This is a genomic window from Lysinibacillus parviboronicapiens, from assembly GCF_003049605.2.
GTDB classification, from domain to species: Bacteria; Bacillota; Bacilli; order Bacillales_A; family Planococcaceae; genus Lysinibacillus; species Lysinibacillus parviboronicapiens.
In genome coordinates, this window is record NZ_CP073713.1 from 3,744,108 (window position 1) to 3,763,028 (window position 18,921).

The 18,921-nt window shown below is 38.7% G+C and carries 15 protein-coding genes; 4 read left to right on the plus strand and 11 right to left on the minus strand.

Features of this window, described 5'->3' with window-relative positions:
- Positions 1 to 60: 60 nt before the first annotated feature.
- From C9J31_RS18040 to C9J31_RS18060, 5 genes are all read right to left on the minus strand, one after another.
- The gene (locus tag C9J31_RS18040) at positions 61 to 1,506 is read right to left on the minus strand and encodes an o-succinylbenzoate--CoA ligase (RefSeq protein ID WP_107951497.1); all 1,446 of its coding nucleotides are present in this window, start codon (positions 1,504 to 1,506) and stop codon (positions 61 to 63) included.
- Between the two features lie 177 nt (positions 1,507 to 1,683).
- Positions 1,684 to 2,502, minus strand: coding sequence for a 1,4-dihydroxy-2-naphthoyl-CoA synthase (menB, locus tag C9J31_RS18045; protein WP_054767225.1), 819 nt, complete (start codon positions 2,500 to 2,502; stop codon positions 1,684 to 1,686).
- Positions 2,503 to 2,565: 63 nt separating this feature from the next.
- Positions 2,566 to 3,375: a 2-succinyl-6-hydroxy-2,4-cyclohexadiene-1-carboxylate synthase gene (gene menH, locus C9J31_RS18050; protein WP_107951496.1), complete on the minus strand. Its 810-nt coding sequence runs from the start codon at positions 3,373 to 3,375 to the stop codon at positions 2,566 to 2,568.
- On the minus strand, positions 3,363 to 5,087 hold the full coding sequence (gene menD / locus C9J31_RS18055; protein ID WP_107923310.1) for a 2-succinyl-5-enolpyruvyl-6-hydroxy-3-cyclohexene-1-carboxylic-acid synthase: 1,725 nt from the start codon (positions 5,085 to 5,087) through the stop codon (positions 3,363 to 3,365). The genes menH and menD overlap by 13 nt, the downstream gene beginning before the upstream one ends.
- Positions 5,080 to 6,465 (minus strand): isochorismate synthase, encoded by a 1,386-nt coding sequence (locus C9J31_RS18060; protein WP_107951495.1) that lies wholly within the window; start codon positions 6,463 to 6,465, stop codon positions 5,080 to 5,082. Before C9J31_RS18060 ends, menD begins: the two co-directional genes overlap by 8 nt.
- Positions 6,466 to 6,924: 459 nt before the next feature.
- Here C9J31_RS18060 and C9J31_RS18065 point away from each other — a divergent pair, with 459 nt between their 5' ends.
- On the plus strand, positions 6,925 to 7,845 hold the full coding sequence (locus C9J31_RS18065) for a 1,4-dihydroxy-2-naphthoate polyprenyltransferase (protein ID WP_107951494.1): 921 nt from the start codon (positions 6,925 to 6,927) through the stop codon (positions 7,843 to 7,845).
- A 16-nt stretch (positions 7,846 to 7,861) separates the two neighbouring features.
- Here C9J31_RS18065 and C9J31_RS18070 read toward each other — a convergent pair whose 3' ends face one another.
- The 5 genes from C9J31_RS18070 to C9J31_RS18090 form a co-directional block, all read right to left on the minus strand.
- Positions 7,862 to 8,791 (minus strand): dipeptidase, encoded by a 930-nt coding sequence (locus C9J31_RS18070; RefSeq protein ID WP_107951493.1) that lies wholly within the window; start codon positions 8,789 to 8,791, stop codon positions 7,862 to 7,864.
- A 50-nt stretch (positions 8,792 to 8,841) separates the two neighbouring features.
- Complete coding sequence (locus tag C9J31_RS18075) at positions 8,842 to 9,291, minus strand: TraR/DksA C4-type zinc finger protein (protein WP_107951492.1); 450 nt, start codon at positions 9,289 to 9,291, stop codon at positions 8,842 to 8,844.
- 74 nt (positions 9,292 to 9,365) lie between these two features.
- Positions 9,366 to 10,127: a MerR family transcriptional regulator gene (locus C9J31_RS18080; protein ID WP_107923306.1), complete on the minus strand. Its 762-nt coding sequence runs from the start codon at positions 10,125 to 10,127 to the stop codon at positions 9,366 to 9,368.
- A 171-nt stretch (positions 10,128 to 10,298) separates the two neighbouring features.
- Positions 10,299 to 11,513: a diaminopropionate ammonia-lyase gene (gene dpaL, locus C9J31_RS18085; RefSeq protein ID WP_107951491.1), complete on the minus strand. Its 1,215-nt coding sequence runs from the start codon at positions 11,511 to 11,513 to the stop codon at positions 10,299 to 10,301.
- A gap of 183 nt (positions 11,514 to 11,696) precedes the next feature.
- On the minus strand, positions 11,697 to 12,677 hold the full coding sequence (locus tag C9J31_RS18090) for an ABC transporter substrate-binding protein (RefSeq protein WP_107951490.1): 981 nt from the start codon (positions 12,675 to 12,677) through the stop codon (positions 11,697 to 11,699).
- 178 nt (positions 12,678 to 12,855) lie between these two features.
- On the opposite strand from C9J31_RS18090, the gene C9J31_RS18095 reads away from it, so the two are divergent.
- From C9J31_RS18095 to C9J31_RS18105, 3 genes are read left to right on the plus strand one after another with little or no spacing between them, the layout of a single operon-like run.
- Positions 12,856 to 13,857 (plus strand): FecCD family ABC transporter permease, encoded by a 1,002-nt coding sequence (locus C9J31_RS18095; protein WP_107951489.1) that lies wholly within the window; start codon positions 12,856 to 12,858, stop codon positions 13,855 to 13,857.
- Positions 13,857 to 14,912 carry a FecCD family ABC transporter permease gene (locus tag C9J31_RS18100; RefSeq protein WP_107951488.1) on the plus strand — a complete coding sequence of 352 codons (1,056 nt, stop codon included), beginning with the start codon at positions 13,857 to 13,859 and terminating at the stop codon, positions 14,910 to 14,912. Before C9J31_RS18095 ends, C9J31_RS18100 begins: the two co-directional genes overlap by 1 nt.
- A gap of 14 nt (positions 14,913 to 14,926) precedes the next feature.
- Positions 14,927 to 15,724, plus strand: a complete 798-nt coding sequence (locus tag C9J31_RS18105; protein ID WP_054767222.1) for an ABC transporter ATP-binding protein — start codon at positions 14,927 to 14,929, stop codon at positions 15,722 to 15,724.
- A gap of 367 nt (positions 15,725 to 16,091) precedes the next feature.
- Here C9J31_RS18105 and C9J31_RS18110 read toward each other — a convergent pair whose 3' ends face one another.
- On the minus strand, positions 16,092 to 18,872 hold the full coding sequence (locus tag C9J31_RS18110; RefSeq protein ID WP_107951487.1) for an S-layer homology domain-containing protein: 2,781 nt from the start codon (positions 18,870 to 18,872) through the stop codon (positions 16,092 to 16,094).
- Positions 18,873 to 18,921 lie beyond the last annotated feature (49 nt).

The following is an 18,921-nucleotide window of genomic DNA, read 5'->3' on the forward strand; positions in this document are numbered from 1 at the left end:
AAGGTTCCGGAAATAAACCGCATTCCCAAAACCTTTTGTCTTCAATCTGAAGCCTTCATTTTAAATGTCAGATGGAAGTAATTCCACCAATTTTCTTCGCAATAACTTATTTGCACCATTGCGTGGGAGTTCATCGATAACGATGATTTCTTTCGGTACTTTATATTTAGCTAGCTTAAGTTGACAAAACGCATGTAATAGCTCAATGGATATTTGTTCTTTCAAAACGACAAAAGCTATTGGTACTTGGCCCCATTGAGGATGGTCCATTCTACATACCCCAGCTTCTTGTACAGCAGAGTGTGCCAATAGTACATTTTCAATTTCGGCAGGGTAAATATTTTCTCCACCAGAAATAATTAAATCTGCACGACGGTCGACAACAAACAAATAGCCGTCTTCATCCATATAACCTATGTCTCCTGTATGAAGCCACCCCTCTATGGTCGAACTCTTTTGTGCAAAACGACCAATATAACCTGGTGTTACATGTGGACCACGAATACAAATTTCCCCTTCCCCTTGTGCATTTGGCTCTGAGATTTTAATTTGATTGAAAAATAATGGCTTCCCTGCTGAACCAATTTTTTGCATAGCATCTTCGCTCGCTAATGTAGCTGTTTGCGAAGAGGTTTCCGTCATACCATATGTTTGTGCAACAGCAAGATTTAGAGCACTTGCCCGTGTCAAATAATCCTTTGGAACGGGGCCACCCCCTGCCAGTAGCATTTTAAATTGTGGTGAAGCTAGTGCATTTCTCTGCTCAAGGGCATGTAAAATTCGTTCTAAAGTCACTGCGACCACCGACATATAAGTCGCAGCACCTTCAATAATATTTTGAGCGATAGCGTCTGCATCAAAACTCTCGTATAACTGCACTTTATTGCCGTACAATAACGACCGCACTAAAATAGAAAAACCACTAATATGAAATAGTGGCACAGCACATAGCCATGTATCATCTGCTTGTAAACCTAAATTAAGAACTGAGGCCGTTGCACTTGCCTGATGATTCCCAACTGTTTGCCGAACACCCTTTGGGAAACCTGTTGTACCAGATGTATACATAATTGATGTAGTTTGTGTTAATGTCCACTCTTTCGCAATATCAACGACTTGTTCAAAACTATTCTCAACAGTAGAAAACAAATGGTATGACAAAGTGTTTGTCGGTATTTTTTCAGCATCCTCATCTGCTACTAGTACTGTTACAGCCTCCGAATCTTCTAGTTGATAAGCAATTTCTGAACGCGATAATCTACGATTTAGCATCACCATTTCACATTGCAAATGCATACAGGCATATATCATTACAACAAGTCCGGGTGTGCTTGGCCCCATGATAGCAATTCGATCTTTTTGTTTAATGCCAAGCGCTGTTAATTGACGTGCACGTTTCATGGAAAGCTCATTTAATTCTTGGAACGTCCATGTTTGTCCTTCATATGTGAGCGCACTACGTAATGGTGTTAAATACGCGCGCTGTAAAATCCAATTTGGATACATTTTTGTTCCCTCCACTCATTCACTCTATTAATCTTACCGCTTTTTGACACAATCCGTCTATCCGTCTGTTTTGCATCCTTATCCGTCATTTTAATGATAATATCCGCCTCAATCTTACAAAGACATAAAAAAGCTCGCATCTACTAAGAGATACGAGCCGATAATCGATCTAAATAATCAAGGGAATCTTGGGAATTGACCAAAGTCTGGTTGACGTTTTTCTTTGAATGCGTCACGACCTTCTTTTGCTTCATCTGTAGTGTAGTAAAGAAGTGTTGCGTCACCAGCCATTTGTTGAAGACCTGCTAAGCCGTCTGTATCTGCATTCATCGCTGCCTTTAAGAAACGTAGTGCAGTTGGAGACATTTGCAACATTTCTTCACACCATTGCACTGTTTCATCTTCCAATTGTTCATAAGGAACAACTGTGTTAACTAATCCCATATCAAGTGCTTGCTGTGCATCGTATTGACGGCAAAGGTACCAAATTTCACGTGCCTTTTTATGACCAATGATACGTGCAAGATAGCCTGAACCGTAACCCGCATCGAATGAACCAACTTTTGGTCCAGTTTGTCCGAAACGAGCATTATCAGCTGCGATTGTCAGGTCACATACAACGTGTAGTACATGGCCTCCACCGATAGCATAGCCTGCAACCATTGCTACTACTGGCTTTGGAATAACGCGGATTAAACGCTGTAAATCAAGTACATTTAATCGTGGGATTTCATCGTCCCCTACATAGCCGCCATGACCGCGTACTTTTTGGTCACCACCTGAGCAAAAGGCATGTTCTCCTTCTCCTGTTAAAATGATTACACCCACATTTTTGTCATCACGCGCGCGTGAAAATGCATCGATCATTTCCATAACCGTTTTAGGACGGAATGCGTTGCGAACTTCGGGACGGTTAATCGTTACTTTAGCGATTCCGTTATAGAACTCATACTTAATATCTTCGTAAGTATGTAATGTAGTCCATTGACGTGTCATTGTATTACCTCCTAATTTATCAAATTCGCCTCGTTCACATCGAGACGCGAACGTAATAAAACATTACGTTAAATTCTCCATTACTATTGTAGCAAACTCAGCGGGATTTTCCACATGAATTGCGTGTCCAGCGTCATTTACTGTCACATGGTGCGCATTTTTTAACAATGCTTTCATTTCTATTGCGATTTGACAAAATTTCCCGTCAAGCGCACCAGTAATAAGCACTACAGACAAATCCATTTGTGTTAAATACGACCAATTCGAAGGTTGCTTGCCAGTCCCGATGCCTTGTAAGCTTCCTACTAAACCGTGTTCACTTTGAGTGAGTCGCTCTGTGCGAATAGCTTGACGTATGCTTGTAGGTAAACGTTTCTGCGAGTCGAACAACGCAATTTTTTCCCATGCATTTACAAAGGATTCCACACCATTTGCTGCTATTTTTTCAGCAAGCGCATGATCTCGCTCGCAACGTTCCATACGTTCTTCAGATGTTCGTAAACCTGGCGAAGCACTCTCTAATATGAGCTTCTCTACCCGTGTTGGATAGGAAATGGCATATGATAATGCGATACGCCCACCCATTGAATAGCCCAACAGTGTAAATTTTTCTAGCTGTAGTTGATGAAAGACTTCCTCTAAATCACTCAGTTGTTCTTGCATGGAGAAACGGCTAAAGTGCTCAGGTACAGCCGTTTGACCATGACCAATTAAATCAATTGCCACAATGCGTACTTGAGGCAAAGCACTCGCTAAATTTCGCCACGTCTCCGTACTTCCTGTAAAACCATGCAAAGCAACAAGCGTTTGCGATGCTTCTTCATTCCATATTTCTACATGTGTGTCAATGCCTCGAACATTTAGCTTTGCCATGCTTTTAACCCTGCGTTAATAAGATTCCAAAGCGCACGATGGGCATAGACATTTTCTTCTCTATCTGTAAAGATTTCAAGTAAGCGTAAAGGGCGTTTTTTCACTATGCTAAATTTCGATAATAGCTCAGATATGTCCTCTACACGGATATATTCCATACCATACATATGTGCAATATCACGGAATTCAAGTGCCGTTGGCGTAGCAAATAAATCCTCATAATGTGCTTCCACTGTCGATTGAGGAAGATAAGAGAAAATCCCACCGCCATCATTATTCATGACAATAATCGTCATGTTACATTCTTGATAGCGAGATGCAATGAGCCCATTGACATCATGTAAAAAGGCTAAATCACCAATGAGAAGATAAGTTTCACGATTATTCACCTGACTAAAGCCCAGTGCTGTAGATACAACACCATCAATGCCATTTGCCCCACGATTTGCAAAAATACGCAAATCCTTCGTTGTTTTCATTAAAAATGTATCAATATCACGAATTGGCATACTACTGCTAACAAAAATATCACTACCACTTGGGATGAAGTCCAATAAACGACTCACCATCGCTCCCTCATCAATTGCTCCTGCTGTATAATGTTCGATATACTCAAGTGCAATATCATTGGCATCTTGCCATTCTGCTAAATATTCCGCTTCTAGTGCTGTTTCAGGAACATCTAAACGAACAAGCCAATCACCAATACTTGCATGAATAAAATGTGTCGATACACCTGTAGAATCTCGGAACATCGGATCTTCATCCACAACTATATAAGCATGTGGCTGTGACTTCGCAATAAATTGCATCATAAACTTCGAAACAGGCTGTGAACCTAAACGCAACACTGTTTCTGGTTCAACAAGCGCTTTAAATTCTTCACTTTTTAGGATCGCATCATAGGTTGAAATGATATATGGTAGACAATCTTCCGGCACCGAAGTCCGCATATTGGATAAGCTCTCTACAATTACCGGCCACTTCAATTGTCGGATAAAGGCCCACAACATTGTTAAATCTGTACCTAGAGCAAGCTCACCTACAACTACAAAGCCTCTTTTCGTCGCTCGTAAGATGGACGCCAGCTCCTGCTGTGTTGCCAGAGAAGGTGTTAACTCAGCAATGCTACTTTGCTTAAAGGATGCTGCCGGCAACATCTCACAAAAATCAATAAGCAAGGGCTCGCGGAACGGTACATTAATGTGCACTGGTCCACATGGTGCGCTCGTCGCTATGGCAACTGCACGAGCAAGGTGACGCTCAATAAATGGCAATGTTGGCGCGGCGTCATCTGGAAGTGGAAAATCAACACTCCACTTGACATGTGTACCATATAAATTGGGTTGATCGATTGCTTGTGGCGCTCCTACCTCTCGTAATTCATGAGGTCGATCTGCTGTCAAAACGATTAATGGTACACGTGCATAACTTGCCTCAACGATTGCTGGGTAGTAATTTGCTGCCGCTGTACCTGATGTACATAATAGGACAACAGGTTGTGCTGTAGCTTTAGCAATACCTAGGGCGAAAAAAGCTGCCGATCGTTCATCTACTTGGCGATACATAGTAAGTTGCTTTGTAGATGCAACTGCATAAGCAAGTGGTGTCGAACGCGACCCTGGACTTACTACAACATTTTGTACACCTGCTTGTACTAATGATGCGACTATTTTATAAACATAATCAGTTAGTATCTTCCGTTCACTCATGTAATTGTCCTCCTAACGCACGAAGCATCGGACGGAATTTCACTAACGTTTCGTCATATTCTGATTGTGGTTCTGAATCTGCTACAATACCGCCACCTGCATATAAATAGGCTTTATCCTTTATTAATGCTGCCGAACGAATAGCCACTGCGAATTCGCCGTTTCCCTCAGCATCCATCCAACCGATTGGTGCAGCATAGAGTCCACGATTCATCGGCTCATATTTACGAATTGCTGCCATAGCTTCTTGTCTCGGCACACCACCTAAAGCTGGTGTTGGATGCAAGTACTTTGTCAATTGTAAAATAGTTGCTCCCTTATTTAGCTGACCTGCAACTGGTGTATATAAATGTTGAATATCTCTAATTTTTAGTAAGCGTGGACCATCTGGTATTTTGACATTGATACAATTGTTACGGAAAATATCTGCAATCATATCTACAACATATTGATGCTCGCCACCATTTTTCGGATCATTTAATAAGCTTTGTCCATAGTTATCATCTTCATCTGCTGTTTTACCACGTTTAATAGAGCCCGCCACACAAGATGAATACGCATGACCATTTTCAACCTTTACAAGTCGTTCAGGTGACGCACCAAAAAACAATAATTCGTCGCGCTCTAATCCAAATAAATAACTTTCCGGCTGTTCATGAATAATTTGCGATAGTATTTGTGGAGATGCTACCTGCTCTTTAAACTGTAGTGCAAGTGACCGTGCAATAACGACTTTATCGGCCTGCTTTGCCTTTATCAGTGCTGTCACTTGATCAATTGATGCTAGATATGGCTCCTTATAAGGCTCGAAATAACTTGTCATTTCTGGTTTTGAATACGTTTTCACTTCTTTTACCTGCGCGGCGTGAATTAAGTGATCACGCTCTTTACGTAGTGCTTCGAATTGGCCTTCTGCCTGCTTTTCTTTTGTGATAAGATGTATGCTCACATATGCTTTGTCATCACGCAAAACAAGCTGATATGTTGCCAGTGCAAAATACGCTTCAGGAAAACCCGTCCACTCCCCAGCCACATTATTTCGTGGATCAAATGTAAAGCCGCCAAATAAAATAGGCTGTAGCTCCGCTTGCCCCTTCACACAATTTTTCGTTAAATGCTTCCACTCCGCCTCCACTTCGTCAAAGCGTTCATTTTTGGCGTTGTTTTGAATCGTATGGGCATGTCCTAACCCCACTAATGTCATTGTTTTTTCTCTATTTTGCCAATAAAATCGTTCACCTTTATAACGCTCCTCGCCCGCCGCATAGAATGCTAGCGCCGATAAGCGACTTACTTCGATTGTTTCCATATAAAAATGAAGGTTTTGGCCCAAAGAGTCCACTTCTATTTCTGTGGTTTGGTACCACTTTTGTTGCATGAAAATTACCTCCGTTGTTGCAATGTAAATAATTAATATAGCCTCGGTGTAATAGTATCTACCTTTTTTTTATTCATTACAGATAAATAATACGTCCAGATTTGAATTGTTCTTTGGTTAGCAAGATGTTGGTCATTTCGATAGAGACACAGCACCTAGCGATTTAACGATGTTACCATAGTAGCTATCGCAAAAAACATACAAATTGTCTGGAACGATACCGGACTTTAACATGAGTCATTGGCATTTAGACATCCATTGAATCATGTTTAATACGCTAAAATAGTCGTCTTTCACTATTTGACGCTCGTATTCTTATATTTCCAGTTCATAAATGCATGTTCTATTGTATCATTTTTTTCAACTGAACAGTATGTAATAAGCTGTGAACCTATCCATTTTCTCTTTCTTCGTATAAAATAAGAAGAGTCTACAATAGTTGAAGGAGAGAAAGACCTTATGACCAAAGTCATTGAAGCTGATAGGGGTTTTAAAGTTTGGTGGCATTTAACACGACCACATACTTTAACCGCTTCATTCGTTCCAGTATTTTTAGGAACTGCGATTGCACTCGCAATTGATAAAGAAACAATTAATTTCGGACTATTTTTTGCTATGCTGATTGCAAGTATGCTCATCCAAGCAGCAACTAATATGTTCAACGAATACTATGATTACAAACTAGGACTTGATAATGAACACTCTGTTGGTATTGGCGGCACGATCGTTCGTCATGGTGTCCGGCCAAAAACGATTATGATGATTGCCTTAAGCTTTTATGCTATAGCGATGCTTCTTGGCATTTATATTTGTGCCTCAACTTCTTGGTGGCTTGCCGCCGTAGGGCTCGTTTGCATGCTTATTGGTTTTTTATATACTGGTGGGCCTTATCCAATTGCCTATTCACCGTTTGGAGAAATAGTTTCTGGTGCTGTTATGGGAATGGGTATTGTCTTAATCGCCTTTTACATTCAATCGCTTACAGTAACACTTGATGCGATTTTACTGTCAGTACCAAGTATGATTTTAGTTGGTGGCATCATGCTGTCAAATAATATTCGTGACATCGTTGGCGATACAGAAGGTGGTCGTAAAACACTTGCTATTTTAGTAGGTCGTGACCGTGCTATTTCTGTATTATCTGGCTTTTTCATCGTGTCGTACTTATGGGTACTTGCACTAGTAGCAATTGACGGTATTACCTTTTGGGCACTTATTATTTTCCTAAGCGTACCGAAACCGCTTCGTGCCATCCAAATTTTCCGCGACAAAAAGGAAGCCAAAGAAGTAATGCCTGCGATGAAGTATACAGCGCAAACAAATACAATTTTCGGCTTCCTATTAGGAGTAGGTCTACTGATAAATTACTTTTTCTACTAATAAATGTGCGGCAACCTTAGCGGGTTGCTGCTGCTTTTTTTACATATTGTCGAATATTATTACTTGCAATACCGCGTACCTCTTCGTCTGAAAAATGTTCACGTAAAGCTTCCAGTAAATTTTGTGCTTCCCCAGCATGTGCCAATCCCTGAACTGTCTTATTAATCCCGTCATAGTCTGAACCTAGCCCGATATGCTCAACCCCTACTAAATTCGCTAGATGCTTCACATGTTTCACTAAATCGTCTAATGTCGCATTGACACCGATAAATTCAGGGAAGTACACAACATGGATATGACCACCATGCGCTACAAGTGCCTTGGCCTGCTCATCTGTTAAATTACGTGGATGGTCACAAAGTGCACGTGCATTACTGTGACTGGCGATAATATGTTTTGCTAGTGGCAAGACATCCCAGAAACCTTGCTCATTTAAATGAGATACATCTACGATAATATCTCGCTCATTTAGTACATTTACTACTTCTTTTCCAAATGATTTTAAGCCCAATTTGGCATCTTGATCAGCGCCAAAGGCCACGGCATTTTCCTCATTCCATGTGAGTCCAACAAGCTTCACGCCGGCATCTAAAATGGCGGATAGCTTTGCTAAGTCTTCACCGATAGAACTACAACCCTCTAAGCTTAAAATAGCGCCTATTTCATATGGAGCTAATGTCTCTAATTGTGACCAATCTGTTATATGGACCATGCCTTCGGTTTGTAAAACATGCGTATGGAAAGCTTCAATTTGACGCATGACTTCTAAAAATTTCAAGCTCTGTGGGATATCCGGTTTAATAAAAATAGCAAACACCTGTGCTTTGACTTGCCCTAATTGCAGTCTTTCTTTGTTTGCATGTAAACGATCATCATTAGTAAATTTTGCAAATTCTAACTCCGTTAATTTCATCAATACATCACAATGTAAATCTATAATTTCCATATCCTCACCTCTTACAGCTATTATACTGCTCATGGAGAGAATACTTGTAATTAATTTTTATCAGAAGGTGTATCTGATGAGCCAAATTCTTCAACCTCTACGAAATCATCCGATTTTGGTGATGCTGATAATACTTCTTCTTCTACTGGTCTTAGCTCTTCTTCTTTTTGCTCCGCGTGCTCTACACACGTCAATGCTTTTGGCATAGCTTCTAAGCGCCCCTGCGGAATTTCCTCCCCACAGACAGCACATTTGCCGTATGTTCCGTCTTGCATCGCTTGAAGTGCACGTTTAATTTCCTCAGCATTATCACCACGGTGCTCATCGATAGCCATTTCAGTTAGCTGATCTGTTAAATCACTCGCATTGTCTGCTGGATGATTATCATAATTAGATAATTCTGTCGCTTCTGGGCGCTCTGATTCCTCAAGCTGTTGTTCTATTTCCTGCAATTCTTGCTCTAATTGCTGTTTTAACTTTTCCATAAATTGTTGGTTCAAAAAAATCTCCTCCTCATGCTTTCATTTTTTCCTAAATTAATGGTTCTAAAACATAAAGCATGACAAGGAATTGCTTAATTTTTCGAATAGATCATTATTACATCGTGTAAAAATTGTGTTGCACCCGCTGTTACACGCTCATCATAGTAGGCTGTAAAACGCTCATCATCGACATACATTTGCACTAAACCAGCATGTGCTTCCTTTGAATATTGTGGCCATGAAAAACTTAGCCAACGCTTATGAAGCTCTGCTACCTCCATAGCTACATCATTTTTTGTTTCGCCGATCTTCATTGCCTCTTTTAAACGTTCAAATAATTGCTGTTCTAGCTGTTGCATAGCAGTAAATTGCTCCTCCGTCATATTTTTCATTTTAGCATTCGATGCTTCTACCGTGTCATTGCCATATTTCGCACGAATTTCTTCCCCATATTGCTTTTCATTGTCCTCGATTAGCTTTTCTTTAAAGCCTTTAAATTTCTCTTCGTTTGTCATTGGATATTCCTCCTCGAATGATTGAATTGTTTTTTCTACTGTCTGCAATAATTTTTCAAGTTGCTCTTTTCGTTGAAGCAGGGCAATACGATGACTTTCTAATGCCTCCTTATGCTGAAAATCAGGTGCCCGTAAAATTTGCTGAATTGTTGCCAACTTCATATCTAAAGCTCTATAAAATAAAATTTGCTGAAGTAAATCCACCTCTTTTTGTCCATAAAATCGATATCCAGCTTCGTTTGTTCTTGCCGGCTTTAACAAATCAATCTCATCATAATAGCGTAACGTTCTTGTACTGACACCAGACAAATTGGCTAGTTCCTGTATCGCATATTCCACCATTTCCACCTCCACTACCCATACTCTAAACCTTTACGCAACGTCAATGTCAAGGGAATAAATGAACATTTTCAGTCGTTTTTTAGACATATCCAAATACGCGATTTTACTATAAGATTACTTGGTGACAAAAAAGGGCATCTCAATTTATCTTTGAGATGCCTTCTTTTACTATTTTGCATATTTACCATGCCACATAATATTACGATAGTTTTCTGCATCTGTATCACCTTCTGTATTGAAAAACAATACACGGGAATGCTCGTCTATTTTTAAAGCACCATCTCTTAGTTCTGTATAATGCTCATTTGTCATCAATTCGTAAAAACATCCAAAAGGTGCTGCACCTGATTCCCCTGCAATAATACGAGGATCTGTGCCAATGGCATTACCTAACACTCTCATACCAGTGGCAGCAACAGTTTCATGACAGCAAATTCCAATCTTCGTATAGGTTTTTAAAATTTCCCAGGCCACTGGATTCGGTTCTCCACAAGCAAGCCCGGCCATAATAGTTTGCATGTCCCCTCCAACTGTTACATAATGGGGTGCTCCTTGTTTAAAGCTTTCATAGAAGCAATTTGCCGCATAAGGCTCTACTAAAACAAATGTAATTTCTTGTACATAACATTGCGTTAAATAAGCCACAACCGCACCTGCAAAAGACCCTACTCCCACTTGTAAAAATACATGTGTAGGAGGCTTTTCCAGCTGATCCACCGCTTCTTTTACAAGTGTTGTATAGCCTTGCATAATCCAAAGTGGTATTTCCTCATAACCTTCCCACATTGTATCCTGTAAGATAACCCAGCCATTATTTTTCGCAAGTTTCGCGGTATAACGTACCGTATCATCATAGTTCATAGTCGTAATTTCTGCATAAGCACCTTCATTCTTAATATTTTGTAAGCGTTCTGCTGCACTACCCTCAGGCATATAAATTCGTGCTTTAAAGCCAAGCTCTCTGGCAGCCCAAGCAACCCCACGTCCATGATTACCATCTGTCGTGGAGATAAACGTTAAATCTCCTAACTGGTCCTTTACCTCAGATGATTTCAACTCCTCAAACGACAGCTCATCAATATTTTTGCCTAATATTTTGGCAACGTACTGCCCAATCGCATAAATACCACCTAACACTTTAAAGGCATTTAAGCCAAATCTATAAGACTCATCCTTCACAAAAATATTACGGACTCCTACAAATGAAGCTAACGTATCTAAGTTATGTAATGGAGTCATTTCAAACTTCTCATAGGAACGATGAAATCTCCCGACGCGATTCACCTGTTCCATCGTAAAATTATGCAGCAGATGTCCTACTTGTTCTAGGTTCTCCTGTAAATGATATTGTTGATTTGCAACCCACATTATTTTGTCATCCATCTAGATCCTCCTAATATTTGTTCTATCATCATCTTAGCTTAAATAGATATCAAACTCAAAATACCATAAAACCATATAATAGGTAATTAAACTTTTCTAATACTTTTAAATAAAAAACGCTATACCTACATCGACAATGGATGAGGTATAGCATTTCAATTTTAGTAAGTTATTTTGTCAATGTTATTTGACAAAAATTTCTTCAACTTGGTCCAGCATTATATTCGCTGCAAGAATACCACCAGCTGTATTCCATATGACATCATCAACTTTGTAGGCATTTCCTTTTTGTACAGCAGATAAGTTTTTCCAAAGAGGATCTTGTGTCCATTCTGTTTCAGTCGCTAATGCTGAATTGTCTCCCGTTGGTGTATAAGTGAAATAGAAAATTACATCGCCATCCATTTTTGGTATTACTTCTTTTCCTACTTCAATCGCTAAATTACCTAATTTAGCATTGTTTTTAAATAATTCTTCTTGTGCTGGAACCCGTTTAAAGCCTAGAGCATCAAACACAACACCTGAGAATGAATCAGTATAATAAATTCGAGATTTATCAGTCATAAAGCGAACGAATGATACTTCTTGATTTGTTTTGTCGCCTAGCTTCTCTTTAACAGCTTGAAGTTTGTCATCGTATGCTTTTAAAACTTCTTCACCTTTAGTTTCTTGATTTACTGCTTTTGCATAAAGCTTAAAGTTTTCTTTCCAATCTCCACGTAATGTTTCTGAGAAAACAGTTGGCGCAATTTTGCTTAGTTTTGCATAATCCTTTTCTTGTCTTAATTTATTACCGATGATTAAATCAGGTTTTAATGAAGCGATTTTTTCAATATTAATTTCATGTTCAATGCCGACTACTTCAACACCATCCATTTGATCCTTAATATGATCATACCAAGGGTCACCTGTCCATGATTGTACTGCACCCACAGGCTTCATACCTAACGCTAAAATAGCTTCTGTTCCTTCGTTTGTTAATACAACAACACGTTTTGGTGTGTCTTTTATTTCAGTTGTGCCCATTGAATGTTCAACACTATATGTTTTACTGTCATTTGTGCTCTCTTCTTTAGTGTTTTCCTTAGAATTGCCACATGCAGCTAAAACAAATAGTGCCATCACTGCAAGCAATACTAGTAACTTTTGAAATGCTTTTTGCACTTTTCTTCCCCCAATGTATATGATAGAATGTTTAAGCAGATTCAACGATAATGAGAATCAATTTCACCTACTTGAGAACGATATTAATAATATTGTATGAATCTTTTACTGTCAATAAATATTTAATAATTTTGTTTATATGTAATGACAATCTATTCAGGAAAGAGTTTGACTTCATATGATTTTAAAAACTAATTTTTCAAAAACTATTGCATTAATAGTAGGAACACTATTGTTACTGCTTTGTATGGGTATAAGTATTGTATATGGCTATGCAAATACCTCCATTCAAACTACTTATCAATCTTTTACTCATTTTAATCATTCTAACGAACATATTATTATTCAAAATGTTCGTATTCCCAGAGCTCTCATAGCTACTTGCGTGGGAGCTTCCTTAGCTATTACAGGTGTACTGATGCAGACTTTGACCAAGAATCCTTTAGCCTCACCTGGGATCCTGGGAATTAATGCAGGAGCCGGCTTTGCAGTCGTGGTTGCGATGATTTTTTTCCATATATCTCATTTGCAATCCTTTGCATGGATTGCTTTTTTAGGCGCCACAATTGCGGCACTATCTGTTTACGGTATTAGCTCTTCTGATAGAGACGCCGTAACACCAGTCAAAATAACCTTAGCTGGAGCAGCTGTCAGTGCATTATTTGCTTCTTTTACCCAGGGCCTGCTTGCAACTAACGAAGCAGAGCTCGATCAAGTATTATTTTGGTTAGCTGGTTCTGTACAAGGTAGAAAATTAGAAATTCTGCTATCGGTACTACCCTATTTGGTCATTGGTTGGATTGGTGCTTTACTGATATCTTCCAAAATGAACGTCCTTGCCCTTGGAGATGATGTAGCGAGAGGATTAGGTTTACCATTAGGCTTCATGAAAATGGCTGTGGGTGTTATTGTTATTTTATTAGCCGGTGGTTCAGTTGCAATTGCTGGGCCTATAGGTTTTATCGGGATTGTCGTTCCTCATTTTGCACGAAAATTTGTTGGAACAGACCATCGTTGGCTTATCCCAATGGCCGCTCTATTAGGCGGAATACTTCTATTATTAGCCGATGTAGCAGCGCGTTATATCATTATGCCACAAGAAGTACCTGTAGGCGTCATGACAGCAATAATTGGCACACCCTTCTTTATTTACCTAGCGCGAAAAGGGGGTAAAAAATAATGAAGCACTTAAAAACCATTCGATTATTACAAAATAAAATTTCCTTTTTGCTTGATGTGAAAGCCTCTAAGAAAATCACGGTGATAAACCTTATAGCCGTAATTATTTTCTTCTTTAGTGCCTCATTGGGTGATTCTTTCATTAATCCAGTTAAGGTGTTCCAAGCCTTTATCGGTCAGGGTTCCGAGTTCGATCAATTAATTATTGTTGATTTCCGATTGCCTAGAATTTTCATTGCTGCTTTTGCAGGTATGGCTTTAGCGGTAGCAGGTGCTATTTTACAGGGGATTATTAAAAACCCACTAGCCTCTCCAGATATAATTGGGATTTCAGCAGGTGGTGGAGCTGCAGTAGTTGGCTTTTTAGCCTTATTTAGTGATGCCAATCATTCCTTAACAGTCAGTATTGAATGGCTACCACTCGCAGGATTTATCGGAGCTACATTTGTTGGCATTATCGTTTATTTATTCGCTTGGAAAGATGGTGTCACACCAAACCGCCTGGTTTTGATAGGTATTGGTGTTTCAGCTTTTATGCAAGCCATTACCACCATGTTGATGATTATTGGTCCTATTTATCAAGCAAGTGAGGCAAATAAGTGGATAACAGGAAGCGTTAAAAGTGCAGACTGGGAACAGGTACAAATAATTGTTCCATTGATTGTAGGGCTCCTTCTTATCACTTTCTTTATTACACGACAATTAAATGTTCAAGAATTAGGAGATGATACGGCTGCTAGTTTAGGACAAACCGTCCAAAAAACACGTCTCTTGTTAATATTATTAAGCGCAAGTCTAGTAGCTAGCGCCATTTCTTTCGCGGGTGCTATAGGCTTTGTAGGCTTAATGGCACCACATATTGCTCGACGTATTGTAGGTCCATCATTTGGCGTTTTAATGCCAACATCCGCAGCAATTGGCGCATTACTCGTTATGGTTGCAGATATTATTGGGCGTACAGCATTTAGCCCGTTAGAAGTACCAGCTGGTGTATTTACTGCTGCCATTGGTGCTCCTTATTTCATCTATTTATTATTTAGAAACCCTAGAAAATAAAGGAGTCAGATTGCATGACTGAATCTATAGAAACCAAATCACTTACACTTAGTTATGGAGATACCAACATCATTGAAAATCTAGATTTGGCTATTCCAATGAATGAGATTACGGTGTTAATTGGAGCAAATGGTTGTGGTAAATCCACACTGTTACGTTCAATAGCTCGATTATTAAAGCCTAAAAATGGAGCTGTGCTATTAGACGGATTGGATATTTTCTCATTATCTACCAAGCAAGTGGCAAAGAAACTTTCCATTCTTCCTCAGTCACCTGTAGCACCAGAAGGTTTAACGGTTCTCCAACTTGTTAAACAAGGCCGCTATCCTCATCAGAGTTGGCGCAAGCAATGGACACAACAAGATGAAGAAATAGTGTTAAATGCATTAAAAGCAACGGGTGTTGAACATCTTCAAGATAAACCCGTAGATGAGCTGTCAGGTGGTCAACGTCAACGTGCATGGATTGCAATGACACTTGCACAGGATACAGATATAATTTTATTAGATGAACCAACAACTTACTTGGATTTAACACATCAAATAGAAGTGTTAGATTTGCTATACGTTTTAAATCAGCAACAAAATCGGACAATCATTATGGTCCTTCATGATATTAATCTGGCATGTCGCTATGCTGATCACATCATTACCGTTCGTGATCGTGCGGTGTTTAAACAAGGAAAGCCTGAGGAGATCATGACTACCTCGTTGGTGAAGCATGTTTTTGATCTTGAATGTCAAATGACCGAAGACCCGATTTTTGGTACCCCATTATGCATTCCTTTTGGTAAGGGACGTAAAATCTATTAAATTAACACACAGTAGCAAGTAAGTTACACAAACGTTTCAAACTTCTTTTCCCAGTTGTTTGCAGCACTCGATAAGATTATTAATTTCCCTAAATTCCTTTTGCTTTTGAAAACGGCGTTATCGTCATTTTCTATAACAGCAGAAGGAATTTTTAGTTCCCCCAACTGTTCAGTATAATAAAGCGCCGTTTATCGCCCATGAATGGATCGAGAAAACGAAAATCAGGGCTTTCTGTTATGATTTATACATAAAAAAATGCAGTAGATAAGATTTATATCTACTGCATTTTTAGTATGGCCAACGCCAGGTCATTGACTTTAGAGAAAACAAATATTTTCACTCAGAAAGCCTTGTGAATCCCTATTATTTATCTTTGTACTGTAATTGTTTGTAAAGTGAAATCTAACTTATTGCCATTAGAATCCATAATAGCATTACTTGGTGAAGCTTGTATCGTAACACTTCTACCGTTTTCAAATAAATACCCACTCTGAGATATTGTAATCAGCACTCTATCATTGCCTTGTGCATAGGTACTTGCTGCTAGCGAAGAACCATTCACATTAATATTAAAGTCCATATTATTAACGTTTATTACTGGCTCACTGAACACAACCTCCAATGTTTGTGAATTGCTAACATTAACAGTCACAACCTTTGGTGCAATATTTTCTTTAAGATTAACTGTTGTTCGCACCTCATCGAATGCTTCCATAGAGTTTGCTGCTCTTAAGCCTTTAATCGTGAAATTTCGTGTACCATTAAAATAATTCGAATCTTTTTTCACTGTGAGTTTAATACGATTTAAATTGGATGCTTCTACAACTGCACTTTCTACCTGAGCATTATCAATACTATAATTTTGCACGTTTTGAGCAAGTGCCGGATCAACAGGATAATTGAAGTTTAAATAAACAATATTATTATCTTTAATAGAATAATCTGTCGCAGATGTTTGAATTGGGTTGTACTGCGTTAAGGCCAGTTTATTACCATTAACACTTAAATCACCATTACGTGTGAATTTTACATTTTGCACTTCATTAATAGGCACACCGTATAAATTTGTAACATTAAATAAAGTTAGTTTGCCATCGTAAAGAGCTCCCTTTGTATCGTAAGGGCCTAGCAGACCTGCAATTTTAACACGTAATTTTGTAGGTTGATCTTTTACGGTATGAATATCACCTTGAGATCCTCTTGATACCTCATACAAAATGTGATTATTCATATAGCTTCCCGTAAATGAAGCTTTTGCGTAAGATCCTAACTGGACAGGTTTATCCAACGTTAATTGTAAATATTCAACATTATCCTCATAAACAATTTCAGAACTTATTAAAACAGGCGCTTTATCATCTCTTATAAAGTTATACACTGTTGAGAAAGTGGCCGCTTCACCTGATAAGTCGGTAATGACACGACCAGCTGCTGTTCCAATAGTAGTAATTCCTTGAAGTATATTTTTTGGATCAACCGTCACATTGATTAAGCGACCATTTTTAGGATCTTTCTCTATTTTGTTCACGGATAAAGAAGTCTGTCCGCTTTTAATTAAAAGATCATATCCATAAAGTGGTTGAATCTCTTCTGAGAATAGTAACTGGAATGTATTTGGACCAGTTTGTATGACAGAAGATAATGTTGGTGGAATACCATCCTTATCTCCTTTTTTCACTGTTACAGTGGCAGGGTTTGGAGAAATTATATTTCCTGACAAATCTGTAGCCGCTACGAATGTAATCTGCATAGCTGTACCTGGTGTTAAATAACTACCATTCACTGTTGCAGCTGATAAATCAAAGGTTGCTTCAGTTGAGTTTTGTTCAATACTGCCCGTTACATTCATTACTCTTGTTCCATTTGGTAATGTAAATTGAATGCGTTCATTTTGGAATGCTGCCATCGGCTCGGAAAACTGGACTTTTACGATTGACGAGTTGTTTCCTTGCGTTGTTCCCAGAATAGTAGGTGGTTGTGTATCCCCAGCAACGACAAAATTTGCATCAGCTTTTGTAAGCAGTAAGCCTTTTTCAGACTTGATGTTATTTAACACATAACGATGTGTACCTTTTAATGGCTCATTTACTGTAAAGATGACTGATTTTCTATCAGTACTAATTTCTGTTTTCACAATTGATAGTGCTCTTAAAGTATCCACATTAGAGAAAGCCACAATATTATCCTGTAATTTTCCATCTGCTTTTACTACAGAGAGCGGGTCAATTGCTAGGTTGAAAACAACTTTGATTTGAGAGGCGTTGATGCCCTCAATCGATTGCACCTTTAGCTCATTGACTTCATATGTAACAACAGCTGAATAAGATTTATCGTTAATTTTAAAATCTACCTTTGTCTCCACATTTTCAGTAAGTGGCGTTGCTAATGTTACCTTATGGCTTGTCCCATCTGTTAATGTAACTTGTAGTGTATTGGCATCTACAACTTTAACCGTTTGGATGAGTAAAGCATGTTCTTTTATCATATCATCGATATTTGTCATAGTACGATGTAAAAAAGACGCAAATTGGCCACGTGTTAATGTGTTCGCTGGATTAAATGCCTTGACGTTTGTAATCTTTGCATACTCTAGTGCAATAACTGCCTCACGATTTTCTATTGAGGTATTTTTTAAATCTGTAATAGAAGATTTATAGTTTTCTTCTTTATACTTCGCAATTAAATCGATATCATAAACTGTTTCAATAGCACTTACTAAATAAGAAGCCATTTGTTCACGTGTAATATTTTCGGAAGGCGATAACTTGTTATTAGTACCTTTGGAAATACCAGTATCGTATATAAGTGCTGCATATTGTAGTAACTCTTTATCTTTTGTAGATGCAGGCTGCAAGTCTGTAAAACGTACTTTTTTATTGTAATCTGCTGGCACTTGATAGTGTTCTGATACAAGCCATTTCCCTAAAAATTTAGTGACATTACCACGTGTAAGAGTAGCGTTGGGTCTAAATGTACCGTCAGTATATCCACCTACAATTTTTGCATCTGCTAGTGCTAAAATTCCCTCTTTATGGTCACTCTTTGCAATATCTGTAAAGGAGGCTGCACTTGCAGTAGGAACAACAGCTGTCGCAATTAAGGCAGCAGATGCTGTACTCACAATCCATTTACTTTGCTTTTTTTTCACATTAATAACCTCCTATTAATTCTATTCATCTCTATTATAAAAGAAAGAT